The organism is Acinetobacter towneri (genome assembly GCF_017498585.1).
Taxonomy (GTDB): Bacteria; Pseudomonadota; Gammaproteobacteria; order Pseudomonadales; family Moraxellaceae; genus Acinetobacter; species Acinetobacter towneri.
Map to the genome: position 1 here is coordinate 587692 of NZ_CP071766.1, position 16233 is coordinate 603924.

At 34.2% G+C, this 16233-nt stretch carries 13 protein-coding genes; 10 read left to right on the plus strand and 3 right to left on the minus strand.

Annotated features, from left to right (window positions below; genetic code table 11):
- Window positions 1-352: 352 nt before the first annotated feature.
- Genes J4G44_RS02815 through J4G44_RS02825 form a run of 3 tightly spaced genes read right to left on the minus strand, consistent with a single transcriptional unit; the run spans window position 353 to window position 4124 of the window.
- On the minus strand, window positions 353-2539 hold the full coding sequence (locus tag J4G44_RS02815) for a polysaccharide biosynthesis tyrosine autokinase (RefSeq protein WP_207973819.1): 2187 nt from the start codon (window positions 2537-2539) through the stop codon (window positions 353-355).
- A gap of 53 nt (window positions 2540-2592) precedes the next feature.
- Window positions 2593-3021 carry a low molecular weight protein-tyrosine-phosphatase gene (locus J4G44_RS02820; RefSeq protein WP_207973820.1) on the minus strand — a complete coding sequence of 143 codons (429 nt, stop codon included), beginning with the start codon at window positions 3019-3021 and terminating at the stop codon, window positions 2593-2595.
- Complete coding sequence (locus J4G44_RS02825) at window positions 3021-4124, minus strand: polysaccharide biosynthesis/export family protein (RefSeq protein ID WP_207973821.1); 1104 nt, start codon at window positions 4122-4124, stop codon at window positions 3021-3023. The genes J4G44_RS02820 and J4G44_RS02825 overlap by 1 nt, the downstream gene beginning before the upstream one ends.
- 315 nt (window positions 4125-4439) lie before the next feature.
- Here J4G44_RS02825 and tviB point away from each other — a divergent pair, with 315 nt between their 5' ends.
- The 10 genes from tviB (at window position 4440) to J4G44_RS02875 (ending at window position 16227) form a co-directional block, all read left to right on the plus strand.
- Complete coding sequence (gene tviB / locus J4G44_RS02830) at window positions 4440-5717, plus strand: Vi polysaccharide biosynthesis UDP-N-acetylglucosamine C-6 dehydrogenase TviB (protein ID WP_207973822.1); 1278 nt, start codon at window positions 4440-4442, stop codon at window positions 5715-5717.
- 11 nt (window positions 5718-5728) lie between these two features.
- On the plus strand, window positions 5729-7249 hold the full coding sequence (locus J4G44_RS02835; protein ID WP_228291702.1) for an oligosaccharide flippase family protein: 1521 nt from the start codon (window positions 5729-5731) through the stop codon (window positions 7247-7249).
- On the plus strand, window positions 7246-8202 hold the full coding sequence (locus tag J4G44_RS02840; protein ID WP_207973823.1) for a polysaccharide pyruvyl transferase family protein: 957 nt from the start codon (window positions 7246-7248) through the stop codon (window positions 8200-8202). The genes J4G44_RS02835 and J4G44_RS02840 overlap by 4 nt, the downstream gene beginning before the upstream one ends.
- The gene (locus tag J4G44_RS02845) at window positions 8196-9206 is read left to right on the plus strand and encodes a glycosyltransferase family 2 protein (RefSeq protein WP_207973824.1); all 1011 of its coding nucleotides are present in this window, start codon (window positions 8196-8198) and stop codon (window positions 9204-9206) included. Before J4G44_RS02840 ends, J4G44_RS02845 begins: the two co-directional genes overlap by 7 nt.
- Window positions 9207-9304: 98 nt before the next feature.
- On the plus strand, window positions 9305-10477 hold the full coding sequence (locus tag J4G44_RS02850) for a hypothetical protein (protein ID WP_228291703.1): 1173 nt from the start codon (window positions 9305-9307) through the stop codon (window positions 10475-10477).
- 24 nt (window positions 10478-10501) lie between these two features.
- Complete coding sequence (locus J4G44_RS02855) at window positions 10502-11521, plus strand: glycosyltransferase family 4 protein (protein WP_207973826.1); 1020 nt, start codon at window positions 10502-10504, stop codon at window positions 11519-11521.
- Window positions 11522-11621: 100 nt separating this feature from the next.
- Entirely contained in the window at window positions 11622-12746 is a 1125-nt protein-coding gene (gene wecB, locus J4G44_RS02860) for a non-hydrolyzing UDP-N-acetylglucosamine 2-epimerase (RefSeq protein ID WP_207973942.1), read from the plus strand.
- Between the two features lie 12 nt (window positions 12747-12758).
- Complete coding sequence (wecC, locus tag J4G44_RS02865; RefSeq protein ID WP_207973827.1) at window positions 12759-14015, plus strand: UDP-N-acetyl-D-mannosamine dehydrogenase; 1257 nt, start codon at window positions 12759-12761, stop codon at window positions 14013-14015.
- A gap of 107 nt (window positions 14016-14122) precedes the next feature.
- Window positions 14123-15268, plus strand: coding sequence for a glycosyltransferase (locus J4G44_RS02870; protein ID WP_207973828.1), 1146 nt, complete (start codon window positions 14123-14125; stop codon window positions 15266-15268).
- 2 nt (window positions 15269-15270) lie between these two features.
- Window positions 15271-16227, plus strand: a complete 957-nt coding sequence (locus tag J4G44_RS02875; protein WP_207973829.1) for an NAD-dependent epimerase/dehydratase family protein — start codon at window positions 15271-15273, stop codon at window positions 16225-16227.
- Window positions 16228-16233 lie beyond the last annotated feature (6 nt).

Sequence of the window (16233 nt, forward strand, 5' to 3'; positions counted from 1 at the left end):
TTTAAAAAGTGGTTTATTTTTAATTAGCTTTCTTGTGACATACATAGCTCATCTTTTTAGATTTTTTTAATCCCCCTCCTTGCGCCATATATGGCTCACCTTTTTCAAAGGGGGAAGCTAGCACAAGCAGAGGCTTTGTAATGAAACATTCCTCCCTTTTTAAAGGGAGGTTAGGAGGGATTTTAACGTTGGTGGCTTTTGCTGTATATAGCTCACGTTTTAGATTTTTTTAATCCCCCTCCTTGCGCCATATATGGCTCACCTTTGACAAAGGGGGAGGCTAGCACGAGATATAGCTCACCTTTGACTAAGGGGAAAGCCTAGCGCCGGCAAAACGTGCAGATTTAATAAATCAATCCTCATCCTTATTGGCTTTATAGGCATAAGCATAGTTATAACCATAGCCATAACCACCCGCTTCACGTTGAATATCATTCAAAATAAAGCCGTTGACTTTCACGCCAGCCTGTTCAAAGCGGTTAACAGTCAGTTCAAGCTCTTTCATTTGAGTTTTGCCATAACGTGCCACAACCAAATTCACACCTGCATATTGTGAAATAATAATCCCATCGGTTACCGCAAGGACTGGTGGGGTATCAATCAGAATATGGTCAAACTGACTAGACAAGTGCGTGAGCATGTCTGCAAATTTTTGCGTACTTAACAACTCTGACGGATTGGCAGGACTTTTACCACGGCTGATGAAGCTTAAATTTTCAACTTCAGTATTGCGCACAACACTGCCTAACTCTTGTTGACCATTCAGGTATTCGGTTAAGCCAGGCTTAGGGTCGTAATTAAAGTATTTGTGCATATAACCACGACGTAAATCGGCATCAATCAATAATACGCGCTTATCACTTTGCGCCAAAATGGTAGCTAAGTTGGTTGAAATAAATGATTTACCCAACTCTGGTGCAGGGCCAGAAATCATAATGATATTGTTTTTGGCATTACCTAAGGCAAAGTGAATGGCAGTACGCATGCTACGCAGGCTTTCAATGGCAATATCATCACTGTTTTTAACTGCAAGAATAGGAATATTCTTTTTCTTTTTTAGAATCTTAATACGACTTTCTTGTACAGGCGAACGTGGCACAGTGGCATAAACAGGTAAATCCAGTTCATTTTCAATCTGATTCGAGTCTTTAATACCTGAACGCAACATGTTACGCAGTAATGCCAACAAAGTACCCAAGAAGCCACCCAAGAAAACTGACAAAATCAGAATTTGTAATTTCTTAGGTTTAATTGGCTCAATCGGTTCTACAGCAGTATCTACAATACGGACGTTACCAATTTCACCTGCTTTGGCAATACGCAGTTGTTGGTAAGAGTTAAGCAAGCCCGTATACAGCTGTTGTTTGACTTCTACTTCACGGAACAGTTGTAAATATTGGCGTTGTAATTCTGGCAAGCGTTTGAGCGTGCCGTCTAACTCTGCAATGCGTTTGTTAATTGCCCCCAGTTGCGCATTCATTTGCTGCATCACAGGGTGTTCGTTGGTGTACTTGGCCGCAGCTTCAGCCACTTGTTGCTCTAACTGCGCTTTTTGGGTTTCCAAAGTAATACTTTGGGTTAAATATAACTCAGATTCTTTGGTCACATCTACCGTATTGAACTGTTGGCGGAAACGGTTAAATTCACGTTCTGCCACATCTAATTGTTGTTTCAGTTCTGGGAGTTGGTCTTCCAAAAACTTTAAGGTCTGTGCTGTTTCTGCACTACGACGCTCAATATTTTGTTGGCTATACGCTGCTAAAATGGCATTCAGTACTTGGGTAATGTGTTGTTTGTCTGACCCTTGGTAATTCAGCCCCAACACGCCTGTTAACTTGCCTTTTTCTGCTACTGAATAGTTGGCAGTTAAGCTTTTCATGGCAGCAGGCAGGCTTTGCTTTTGGATGTTATAGGCAGCGTTAAAGCTGTCTTGACTAAAAATTGCGACTTTCCACAGCCCAAATTCAGACTGTAATTGACTGGCTTGGTTTAAAGGTGCAGAAAAAACCACCTGTTCGGTTGCTGCATCGGTTAGGCTGTATTTGCCTTGTGCAAATTTTAAAATTAAGTTTTTATCTTGAAAATATTGCGGGATATCGAACTGGCGAATATCAAAACTTTTTTGATTGTCTTTAAATAGCACTGACTGAGATGAATATTCACTGTCATATTCATGCTTGGCAATTAAACGATTCCAGAAACTGTCTTCTGTACCCGAAACGCGAATATTTAAATTTAGATGATCAATCACGCTGCCCAACACCAAACGTGATTTTAAAATTTCAATTTCAGCTTGTGCAGGTGATTTCTGCTCAATCATATTGGACAAATCACCCAATAACGCTGCAGAGGCCCCTTTGCTGTCTTCGACCTGTACCAAAGCATCTACTGCATAGGTGTCTGGCGTGGTTCTTAAATACAGTAAAGCGCAGACGATACTGAGTAGAACGCAAAGTATAATCAATTTCCATTGTGCGATTAAGGAAAAAAATAATTCCTTTAAATCAATGGTGTCTTCGGTGTTGGCGGTTTGGCTCATAGTTTAAATATCAAAAAAGTAGAAATTTTAAAAAAAGCTAGAATATCAAGAAACTAGATATATTTTTTCCAGTCGGCAATGCAGGCTTGAATTAACGCACAGGTCTCATCAAATACGGCCTGATCGTGCTGATAGGGGTCGGCCACGTTTTTACTTTGCCAGTGCCCCAATCTAAAGGTTTTGCCTTTGGCAAAGGGCCAAGTTTGTTCCACATGCTTTTGTTGATTTTGGCTCATCACCAAAATTAGGTCGGCTTTTTTAATTAAGTCTGCATTGAGTTTTTTTGCCACGTGTGGACTCATGTCGATGCCGTGACGTTGCATACATAAACGGGCTTTGTCATCGGCTGCATGGCCTACCAAACCCGAAATACCTGCAGATTCAATCTGTAAGTGTGGGTACTGCTGTTTTAAAAAGTATTCTGCCATGGGGCTACGACAAATATTGCCAATACAGACCACCAAGATGTTATTAATTTTCATTAGTTCCCCAAACGATCTAGGTTATATAAAGCATTTGAGAATGGAATAATTTGGTTAACCACACGTTGCCAGCGTGCCAAGCCTGAAGCATCAACATAGACAATATCATTGCTACGCATTTTAAACTGATTGGCTAGGCCAAAGTCGGCAATGCTGGTTAAATCCATATGATAGACTTCGGTATGTGCCGCATTGGGTTGGCTACGCACCACATAAATTTTACTACGACTAGCAGACAGTGGATTTAAGCCCAGACTTTCACCTAATACATCACTTAAGCTCATGCCTTGATCACGCATAGGTAAGGACTGATTTTTGCCTGATTCGCCCATCACATAGATTTTTTGGTTTTCACGGTTATTCACATATAAGGTGTCATTTGGCTGAATCAGTAAGTTGTGCAATGACAACCCTGCTTTTTCTAGCTCTACCGTGTTGAGTTGATAGCTACGCCCCTGACGCACTAAAGTCATGGAGGCATTGTCACCTTGTTGGGCATTGACCCCACCTGCCATACCTAAAGCGGTATACACACTGACAGGTTGATCATTTAAATAGAACTGCCCACCTTTCATCACATTACCTTGTACCGAGTATCGCTGACCTTGGTAAGACAGAACCCGCACAATCACGTCTGGCGTTTTTAAATAACGTGCCAATTGCCCACGCAGTTCGCGGTTGACTTGTGCTAAAGACTTACCTGCAGCTTTGTAACGGCCAATAATAGGAAACTGAATATACCCCTGTGAGTCAATTTGATAGCCATTGGACTCAACGGCTTTTTCGTTACTAATGGTATTGGTTGGTGGGGTAATTTCAGGGTAGGCCCATAAATATATAGATAAAATATCGCCTGAACTTAAACGGTATTGGCGTTGAGGTGTATTGAACAGATGCGCATAGTCTTGTTGAATGTTGTGTACAGCAGGTTGCACAGCCAGCATAGAGTCTTGCGTGAGTTTAATCACATTGACAGCTGTGCCCAAGTCAGTGGTGTAAACCCCTTCACGAGGTAGGTCATAGGTTTGTAAACCAGAAGTGACAGCGCACCCTGTGGTGGCAATGCCACATGCCAATAAAACAGCCAATTGAAAGTGTCGCACGCGAGATTCCATTATTAAATTTTTTAAAATCGTTTTGAGTAAATTACTGTCATTTTACCGAACTTGTAAAATAGGTACATAGCAATTTGTATTCAATTTGCATATTTGTCAGAAGCATCAAGTAAAAATGATAGTAAGTAAAAATTAGGTCGTTATTCTAAATAAAAAGGTGAATATTTACCAAAACTATACACTGTGATCTATTTCAAGTAATTTGAGCACAAATCATAATAGAAATTTCATAAATTTCTGCTAGTATTCCTGCCGAAAGATTCTTTCTTCATAAAATACAGATATAAATTTAAAGGCGCTCAAATGCTACAGCTTTCAGACCTAAAAATTGCCATTATTGGTTTAGGCTATGTCGGTTTACCCCTAGCGGTTGAATTTGGCAAGCAGCTGCCTGTTGTGGGTTTTGATATTCAGCAAAAACGCATACAAGAATTACAAAGTGGGCAAGATCACACTTTAGAAGTGTCTCCAGAAGAACTTAAACAAGCAACACAACTGACTTATTCCGCTAATTTAGATGATTTGAATAGCTGCAATTTTTTTATTGTGACTGTTCCAACGCCAATTGATGAATTTAAACAACCTGATTTAACCCCACTTATTAAAGCGTCTACTAGTATTGGAAAAGTACTCAAAAAAGGCGATGTAGTGGTGTATGAGTCTACGGTATACCCAGGTGCTACAGAAGAAGCTTGTATTCCAGTTTTGGAACAAGTCTCAGGCTTAAAATTTAATCAGGATTTTTTTGCAGGCTATAGCCCAGAGCGGATTAACCCTGGCGATAAGCTGCACCGAGTGACCAATATTTTAAAAGTGACTTCGGGTTCTACCCCAGAGGTGGCAGATTTTGTTGATGCAGTTTATCAACTGATTGTGACTGCAGGTACGCATAAAGCACCGAGTATAAAAGTGGCTGAAGCCGCCAAGGTCATTGAAAATACCCAACGTGATGTGAACATTGCTTTAATTAATGAATTGGCCGTTATTTTTAATAAGTTGGGTATAGATACTGAAGCGGTGTTGCAGGCTGCAGGAACCAAGTGGAACTTTTTACCTTTCCGTCCAGGTTTAGTCGGTGGGCACTGTATTGGGGTAGACCCGTATTATTTAACCCATAAAGCCCAATCTTTAGGCTTGCATCCAGAAATTATTTTAGCGGCACGTCGTTTAAATGACCGTATGGGTGAATATGTTGCAACACAATTGATTAAAGAGATGGTGAAGCAGCGTATACAAGTGGTGGGTTCAAAAATTTTAGTGATGGGCTTGAGTTTTAAAGAAAACTGTCCTGATATTCGCAATACTAAAATTGTAGATATGGTCAAAGCTTTAAAAGAATATGATTTAGATTTAGATATTTATGACCCGTGGGTGGATCCGTTAGACGCTGCAAAGGAATATGGTATAGATCCTGTTGCTAGTTTGGCGAACGGTAAATATGATGCCATTGTTTTAGCAGTTGCGCATGATCAGTTTAAGCAAATGACAGCGGCAGAAATACATGCTTTAGGTAAGGTTAAGCATGTGCTCTATGATTTAAAATATTTATTGAGTGAAGAAAATACTTCATTACGTTTATAGGTGTTGAAGTTTTGAGTCAGACAAAAGTTGTAATAAAAAATACAATTTATATGTTTTTAAGAATGTTTTTTGTGATGTTCTTAACGCTTTTTTCTACTCGTCTTTTATTAAAAACACTAGGTTTTGAAGGCTATGGAATATACGACCTTATTTTTGGAGTTGTTGTCCTTTTTAGTATACTAAGTGGCTCAATGGCAACGACCTTACAGCGTTTTTATAATGTTTCACAGGGCGATCCATATAAGCAATCTAGCATCTATAGTGTGTCTTTACAAGTTTTCTCAATTGTTGGCTTGTTAATATTAATATTTGGATTTACATTTTCTAATAATATTGTTGGATGTTTAAATATACCGATTTACCAAACTTATGACGCGGTTGTTTTTTTTAGATTGTGTGTTGCTAATCTAGTATTTATGATTTTTAGGCTGCCGTTCATTGCTCTATTAATATCTAATGAAAAAATGGGAGTGTATGCTTCAATTTCAGTTTTTGATGCTACGATAAAATTTTTAGGTGTGATGCTATTAGGTATCTTATCTTTAAATATATCCAACCTCATTATTTATGGCTGTATTTTAAGTTTTATAAGCTTAATTGTAACATTAATCTATATAATGATGTGCTATTTTAAGTTGGATATGCCAAAATTAAGAAGAAAAGTTCCTAAATTATATTATAGGGAAATCTTTTCTTTTTCTGGGTGGACTTTATTTGGAAGTAGTGCAACAGTGGTGTCTCAACAAGGATTATCTATTACATTAAACATTTTTTTTGGAGTCCTTATAAATGCAGCAAATGCTGTTGCGCAACAAATTTATACTGCAGTTTATCAATTTGTGAGCAGTTTTCAAACAGCTTATAGTCCATATTTGATGAGAACTTATACCCAACAAGATTTTGAAAAATTAAAACAATTAATTATTTTCTTCTCAAAGTTTTCTGTATTCTTATATCTATTGCTAGCAGTGCCACTATTTGCATACGCTGATGCAATTTTAAAAATTTGGTTGGAAAATGTACCTGATTATGCAGTATCGTTCACTCGCCTGACATTAATCATCGTTCTCTTTGAAGTGCTGTCGGCACCATTATGGTTAACGGTTCAAGCATCAGGAAATATTAAAAGATATCAAGTTTTTATATCAATTATTCTAATAATGAATTTACCTATAGCTTATCTATGTTTTATGGTATGGGAACAGCCTATATTAGCTTTTGTTGCAAAGATATTTACATCAGTCTTAGCTTATATATATAGAATATATAGTGTTAGTTGCTTAGGTTGTTTAAATATTAAAAAATATACCCTTGGGTTGGTATGTAAGTTGTTCTTATTGTTGTTAGTCATGTCCCCAGTTGTATCTATATTTATGGATTATCAGAATCAAAGTATTTTAGATGCTGTTTTGAGTATATTAGTGATAATATCAGTATTCATAATTATTTCATTTTTTATATTAATTGAAAAAAGTGAATATAAAAAAATATATGATATTATTTTTAATTTTTTTGGAAAGGTTAGAAAATGAATGTAAAAGATTTAAAGAGAAAGTTACAGTCTGTAATTGAGTCAAATTTATTTCCTTTGATAGATAATGATTATGTTTATTGGGATTTGCCTTATCATTTAAATATAGGTGATACTTTAATATGGCAGGGAACCTTAGATTTTTTGAAAAAAGTTAGCTTTAAGTGTGTAGGTGTGGGTAATTATACAACATCAGATATGCAAGAGCTTAATAAAGAAACTATTATTTTATTGCAAGGGGGGGGTAATTTTGGGGATATTTATAACTCTAGTCAAAATTTTAGAAAAAAAATAGTAGAAAGGTATCCAGATAATAAGATTATTATATTACCTCAGACCATTTATTTTGAAAGTAAGATAAAAGAAGAAGAAGATCTTTTGTTTTTTTCCAAACATAAGAATTTATATTTATGTGTAAGAGATCAATTATCATATGAAATTGCATGCAGATACTTGGAAGAAGAAAAAGTATTACTTTTACCAGATATGGCATTCTGCTTAAAAGAAGAAAAGTTAAGTAAAAATATGGCAACGGGTAAAAAATTGTTAATGAAACGTATTGATGTAGAAGCTGTCAAGGTTAATGAAATATATCTTACTCAAAAAATCACTTGTTCTGATTGGCCTACTTTTGAAAAAGAGCCTATTTTTTGTATATTATTACGGTATCTGAATGGGCTAAATAGAAGAATAAATAAGAAGCATAGTAAAACAATGATGTCAAAATTGATTGATGGATATGCCACTAATGTAGTTCGTCCGAAACTAATAAAAGCTGGTATTGATTTTATTAATGAGTTTGATACTGTTTACACTACAAGATTACATGGTTGCATCTTGTCTTTATTACTGGATAAAAATATTGTATTGCTAGATAATTCTTATGGTAAAAATACAGCATTCTATAATGCATGGTTAAAGGAAAGTGATAATATAAAGGTGGAATCATGCTAGTTAGTGTTGTACTACCAGCATACAATGCTGAATTATATATAAAAGAATCTATAGATAGTATTTTAACTCAAACTTTTACAAACTTTGAGTTAATTGTTCTGAATGATGGTTCTACAGATAAAACTGAAGACATTATTTTATCATATCAGGATAATAGAATTGTTTATGTAAAAAATGAGCAAAACTTAGGGCTTATAAGAACTTTAAATAAAGGTATAGCTTTAGCAAAAGGAAAATATATTGCACGTATGGATGCAGATGACATTAGCTTCCCAAATCGCTTTGCTAAACAAGTTGGTTTCCTTGAAGCACATCCGGATTATGTGATTTGTGGTACATCAGCTTATCGCTTTAATGAAGATTTTTCCCATAAAAAAGTATTTAATGTACCAATTGATGATGAAAATATCAGAGTGCGGCTTTTTTTTAATAACGCATTTATTCACCCCTCTGTAATGTTTCGAACAGAGACTATAAGAACACACAATCTTTCTTTTAATGAAAACTATAAATATGCAGAAGATTATTACTTTTGGATGGATCTTTTACAGCATGGTAAAGGCTTTAACTTAAAAGAAAAATTACTTTATTATCGTGTGGTTGAAACAAGCCAGACAGCTATAGGTAACTCTAATATAGATAAACGTAAAGAGATTTTATGTAATATTCATAGACGTTATTTTGATGACTATAAAATTACTGTTGATGATCTGGAGGTCAATGTGAATTTTTATTTATCGAATATTGAAAGAATGAAGCTCTTAAATTTAAGAGAAAATGATATTTTTTTAATTAATACTTTATTATATAAAATTATTTCTGTGCTTAAAGTCAGCGACTTAAATTATAACGTTATTTTAAAAGAGATAGGTCGAGTATACTTTTCTCTGCTTTATGTTAAGGGTTATCAAGTTATTAAATGTAAAGGGTTTTTAAATAGTTTTAATGTTAAGTTGATACTGGCAGGGGGGTGGAGTTTTGTAAGGGAACGTATTGTTAAATGATTGCTGATTATTTAAAGTCACATAGTTTAATATTTATACTATGCGTAATAGTCCTGTTATTTTTCTTTATATTTGGTTTACCTACGCCTATAGGGTCTATGACCCCTTTGTTAGTTGTGGCTATAGTGGTATGGGGTGGTTTTAATTTTAACAAATATTTTTTAACTATTCCAAAAGAGATTTTTTATCTATTTTTATTTTTGTTATTTGATTTTTTTGTATGTTTAATTATTCCTTTTTTGTTGGGTACTTATGATTTTTCAATTATAAGAACAAAAATTAACTTCATAATATCTATATTAGCAGTTTTTGTGTTATCTAAGTCTTTATTTTTAAATAATATAACGATTAAGCAATTAATAAATTTACTGCTTTTTGTGTTTTTCATACAATCTATTTTTATTGTGACTATGTTGTTAAATTTTGAGTTTTCTCAATTAATTACATCATTTACTCGTAATAGTGCCCATGGAGTACGTGTACTAGAAACATATGCTGGTGCGAGAGGGTTGGGTATAGCTGATAGTAGTGCCTTTGGCTTGGCTATTGTGATGGGGGTATTTATTTTCTTAACATTTTATGCCTATAAAAATAAATTTATTGGTTTTAAGTATTTTTTAATATTGGTTGTTCTAGGTAGTATTGCATCAGTAAGTGCTGGGCGTACTGCATTATTGGGACTAATATTTGGTTTAGCTTATTTGTTTTTAAATTTTAAGAATATCAAGTCATTTTTGGCTCTATTATCCATGTGTGTTTTTTTTCTGATTTCAGTATATTTTTTATTGGATATTGAGGTGCACAGTATAGAAAATAGATCTTTAGCTTTCTTTTATACTTATAGTATGGAGCCTATCTTAAATTTAATCCATACAGGAAGCTTATCTTCAACATCAACAGATACTCTCTATAATATGTATTTTCCTTTGACTGAAAAACAGTTTCTTATTGGTGATGGGCGATATATTGATGGTGATGGTTACTATATGAAAACTGATGCTGGATATATGCGTTTTGCGTTGTTTTATGGGGTATTTTTTTCATTTTTCCTTTATGTTTATTTTACTTATTTTGTTTTTAAGGTGGCATATATTAACGGTAGAGATTATTTGTTTTTCACTTTGTTGGTTATTTTATCTTTTGTTTTCCACTATAAGGGTGAGGTGATTTTTTTTGCTATATCCTATAATAAGGTTGTTCTGCTTTTGTTATTTTTCTTTTATTTTAAGATAAAAGGGTTTGGCGGTTCTAATTTTGTCAAGAGTGTTTAGTTTTCTTAAGTTGAGTATTTATTTATGGGAATTCTTGTTTTAGGTTATTTTGGTTATGTTACAAATCAACTGGATGGACAGACAGTAAAAACCCGTGATGTTTATAATCTTCTTAAAGAAAAATCTGAAGATGAGGTTACATATTTTGATACTCAAACATTTAAGGTTTCAAAACTAAATATTTTGAAAATGTTTTGGATGATTATTAAAGCACATCATGTATTTTATCTCCCAGCTCACAACAACCTTAAATACATATTTCCATTGGTGTATTTTTTTTCTAAAATTTCAAATGTTAAAATAAATTATTTAGTAGTAGGCGGTTGGTTATCAGATTTTTTAAATAATAAAAAAATCCATCGCTATATGCTTAAAGATATTAATGGAATATATGTTGAAACAGATCATCTTTTGCATAATTTAAGTAAATATGGTTTTAAAAATTTACATAAGCTATACAATTTTAGAAATATTGATTTAAAAAAAATTCAGCCTGCAAAAAATAATGATGGAAATGTTAAGCTTGTTTTTATGGCACGTGTTCACCCTATGAAGGGGGTTGATGTAATTTTTGAAATAGATAAAAGTATTAAAGATTTAGGGATTGAGAATGTTTCTATAGATATTTATGGCCAAATATTTGAAGGTTATAAGGATGAATTTTTTAAAAAAATTGAAGCTAGTAATGTTAATTATCGTGGGGTAATTGAGCCTAATAATATCTATAATATTTTGCCTTTGTATGATTTAATGCTTTTTCCAACAAGATATTATACTGAAGGTTTTCCTGGTACAATTTTAGATGCATATATTTCTGGGCTTCCAGTTATTTCAACAAGATGGTTGAATGCTGAAGAATTTGTTGATGAAGGTGAAACTGGGTACATAGTGGATTTTAATAATGACCCTCTTTATATTAATACTGTTTTAGGTTTAATAAAAAATTCTGAGGAAATTGATAAGTTGAAGAATAATGTATTAATAAAAAGAGATGTATATGGAATAAATGCCGTTTGGGAAATTTTATGTGAGAGTTTAAGTTAGAAATGGTTTATAATGGAAAGGTTTATAGGTTAATTGAATTATAATGAAAATGTATAACTCAGTTCGACTAGAAAATTTTATTAAATTGTTAAGGGTTAATATGGTTAAAAAGATATTATTGGTATTTGGTACTCGACCAGAAGCAATTAAAATGGCACCATTGGCATTACAATTAAAACAACAAGAAGATAGTTTTGAAACCAAAGTATGTGTAACAGGTCAGCATAGACAAATGTTAGATCAGGTGCTTGAGCTTTTTAATCTCATACCTGATTTTGACTTAAATCTGATGAAACCAGGACAAACTTTGTCAGATATTACTTCTGGTGTATTGAAAGGTTTGGATCAGGTTTTTAGTGAATGGATACCCGATGTTGTTTTGGTTCATGGTGATACAGCTACTACTTTTGCCACTTCGTTAGCTGCTTATTATCATAAAATTGCGGTTGGACATGTAGAAGCAGGTTTGCGTACAGGTGATATTTATTCACCTTGGCCAGAAGAAGCCAATCGTAGACTTACAGGTGTATTAACTACATATCATTTTGCACCGACTCAATCTTCTTATAATAATTTAATTAAAGAAAATATAGACCCGAAAAATATTACCATTACAGGTAATACTGTTATTGATGCTTTGCTTACTGTAAAAGAAAAAGTTGAAAAAGATAAAGCAATCATTACTTGGTTTGAGCAGCAATTTGATTTTTTAGACCCGACTAAAAAATTAATTTTAGTGACAGGTCACCGCCGAGAAAATTTTGGACAGGGTTTTTTAAATATTTGTACAGCATTGGCTAATATTGCAAAACATTATCCTGATGTGCAAATTGTGTACCCTGTACACTTAAACCCAAATGTACAAAAGCCTGTGAATGAACTGCTATCGGGTATTTCTAATATTTATTTGATTGCACCGCAAGATTACTTACCTTTTGTGTATTTAATGAACCGCAGTTATTTAATTTTAACCGACTCTGGCGGTATTCAGGAGGAAGCGCCTTCTTTGGGTAAACCAGTATTGGTAATGCGAGATACCACCGAGCGACCAGAAGCGGTAGAGGCAGGCACAGTCAAACTTGTAGGCACTGATGCAGAACTTATACAGCAATCTGTGATTGAACTATTAGAAAATACAGACTTGTACCAAACGATGGCGGCAGCGCATAACCCATATGGGGATGGCACCGCTAGTCAACAAATTATTCACGCTTTAAACAAATAAATTGAGTAAAAAATGCAGAAGTTCAAACATATTTGTGTCATTGGTTTAGGTTATATTGGTTTACCTACAGCAGCCACCTTTGCTGCGCATGGGGTAAAAGTTACGGGTGTAGATGTTAACCCACATGCGGTTGACTTAATTAATCAGGGTAAGGTTCATATTGTCGAACCTGATCTAGATGCTTTGGTGCGTGACGTTGTTGCACAACAAAAGCTTTCTGCACAATTAAGTCCTGTTGCCGCAGATGCTTATATTGTGGCTGTACCAACCCCTTTCAAAGATAACTATGAACCTGATCTAAAATATATTGAATCTGCAGCTAAAGCACTTGCACCACACTTGGTGAAAGGGAATTTAGTTATTTTAGAATCTACTTCACCTGTAGGTGCTACAGAGCAAATGGCAGCTTGGTTAAGTGAAGCACGGCCAGATTTAAGTTTTCCACAGCAGACTGGTGAACAGGCAGATATTCTAATTGCTCACTGTCCAGAGCGTGTATTGCCTGGTAAAGTCCTGCAAGAGTTGATTAGTAATGACCGTATTGTGGGAGGAATGACCTCACGCTGTTCGCAAGCGGCAATTGATTTGTACAAAGTTTTTGTAAAAGGTGATTGCATTGAAACCAATGCACGTACTGCAGAAATGTGTAAATTAACTGAAAACTCATTCCGTGATGTTAATATTGCTTTCGCTAATGAGCTCTCTATTATTTGTGACAAATTAGATATTAATGTGTGGGAGTTGATTCAACTTGCGAATCGTCACCCACGGGTCAATATTTTACAGCCAGGCCCTGGAGTAGGGGGGCACTGTATTGCAGTTGATCCGTGGTTTATTGTGTCTAAAACGCCAGAGCAAGCTCGTTTAATTCGTACGGCACGTGAGGTAAATGATAGTAAACCTGAGTGGGTAATTGATCAGGTTAAAATTAAGATTGCTGAGTTTTTACAGGCTAATCCTGAAAAAACCATTAAAGATGTAACTGTAGCTTGTTATGGTTTGGCATTTAAACCAGATATAGATGACTTGCGTGAAAGCCCTGCATTAAATATTACAAAAAAATTAGCAGAGCAAGGGTTAAATATTTTGGCAATTGAGCCAAATATTGAAAAATTACCTGTAGATATGCCAGCTAATATTCAACTTACTCAATTAAAAGATAAAGACAAGGCTGATATTCATTTAGTTTTAGTCGATCATAGAGAGTTTAAAAAACTATCTACTATAGGCTCATATTATATTGATACAAAAGGTTTATTTTTGGGTTGATTTATTGGTTTAATTTGTTGACTAAATTATCTTTAAGGTTTGTTGTAAATGAATTTGCCAATAATAAGTTTTGGTAAATCAAATGAAATTTTAAATAAGTGTAAAATATGACTCAAAAATCTATTTGTATAATTACTGCTAACCAATTAGAGACTGAAAACCCTGCAAGAAATCGTGTGATTAGTTTGGTGAACGGGTTTTTAAAACAAGGTTATATTGTGCAATTAATTTCTATGGACAATGATGACTATATCTTATGTAGTGATAAAAGCTTTGTTCACCATAAGATTCCCTTCATTAATGTTAAAATTCCTTCTTTTTTTAAGCGGGCGTTGTTAGAGTTGAAGCTAGCACATCAGGTTATCGATAAGGCAAATCAATTAAGTTGTGATCTCAATCTAATTACTATTCCTTCGATGTTTTTGCTTCATTTAAGCTTCTTATTAAAGGCTAAAGGAAGAAAATTTTTAGATATTCGTGATTTAAGTTGGGAATATTTGTCAGATCATTCTTTTGTTCAAAGAGTTTCTAAATTAATATTCCGAACGTCTGCTATTAAAAATTTTAAAAACTTTGATGTTATTGATGTTACTAACGATTATGAACTGAGTTATATACAATCTGTTGTTCCTAAGATCACGGTATTTAAGCTTACTAATGGTGTTTCTGAAAAAATTTATAACCAGCTATCAGCATTACCTCCAAAAAAAACAAAAATTGATAAAATAGTTGTAACATATATAGGAAATATTGGGTTAGCTCAGGATCTTTCAACTCTTGTTGAGGCTAGTAGAAAATTACCAAATTTTTATTTTAATGTTGTGGGTCACGGTACTGATTATCAAAGAGTTTTTGGTATGGTCGATAAGGAGCAAAAAAATATAAGATTTTGGGGGCAGGTAAACTTTGATATTCTTAAGGATATTTACAGTAAAACTGACATTCTTTATGCACAACTTGTACCTGAGTTTAGTGGTGCGATGCCTTCCAAATTATATGAATATTTAGCCACTGGAAAGTATGTTATATATGGTGGTGGCAATGTTGCTGTGAATACTTTAAAAAAATTTGAAAATATTAGTATTATTGAATCGCAAAATACTGAGGTTTTAATTAGTACTCTTAATAAATTAAAAGCTCAAAATTGTATTGAATTTAACTCGAAGATAAATAAGAAAGTAATTTATAAAGATTTTATTCGAGAGAAAAGTGTACAAGATTATATAAATTTTATTGAGTCTAAGTTGAATTAATAATGTATATATTAATTACAGGTGCAAGTGGATTTGTTGGTAGTCAACTTATTAAAACACTATCTAACCAAAGTTTAGGTTATCAATTAGTGGTTTTGTCAAGAAAAGAGAATTTTAATTTAAGTTCAAATATTTTGCAATTAGTTCGTGAAACTAGTGATAATTTTTTTGATAAAGGAATACCCGATAATATAGACGTCATTATTCATTTAGCAGGTCGAGCACATATTTTAAATGATCAACTTCTTGATCCTCTTGATGAATTTCGTAAAGTTAATGTAGACGGAACATTACAGCTTGCTCGGCAGGCGTTAGAGAAAAAAGTTAAACGCTTTATTTTTATAAGTTCTATAGGCGTAAATGGTGCAGTGACATCACAACAGCCATTCACAGAGGATGCTCTACCACAACCTCATGCAGATTATGCTTTGTCCAAGCTGGAAGCAGAAGAAGCACTAAAAATATTATTCGCTGAATCAGACACAGAGCTAGTCATTATTCGGCCACCCTTAGTTTATGCGGCCCATGCACCAGGTAACTTTGCTCGACTGCTCAAATTAGTTGCAACCAATTTACCTTTGCCTTTTGCAGGGACAAAAAACAGACGCAGTTTTGTAGCACTCGAAAACTTGGTAGATTTTATTCAAATCTGTATTGAACATCCGAATGCAGCCAATCAGACATTTTTAGTGGCAGATCAAAGTCGTATTTCTACACGTGAGCTGGTGCAATACTTAAAGCAGGGCATGGGAAAACCCGCACGTTTTATTTATCTCCCACAACCTCTTATGAAATTAGGCGCAGCATGTATTGGTAAATCTAAACTCTATGAACAGTTATTTGAGTCACTAGAAGTCGATACTACAAAAGCTCAAAAGCTGTTGGGTTGGACAGCGCCATTGAGTACCCAGCAAGCGATGCTGCAAGCGGGTCAAAATTATTTAAAAATGAAAGAGTAATTCACG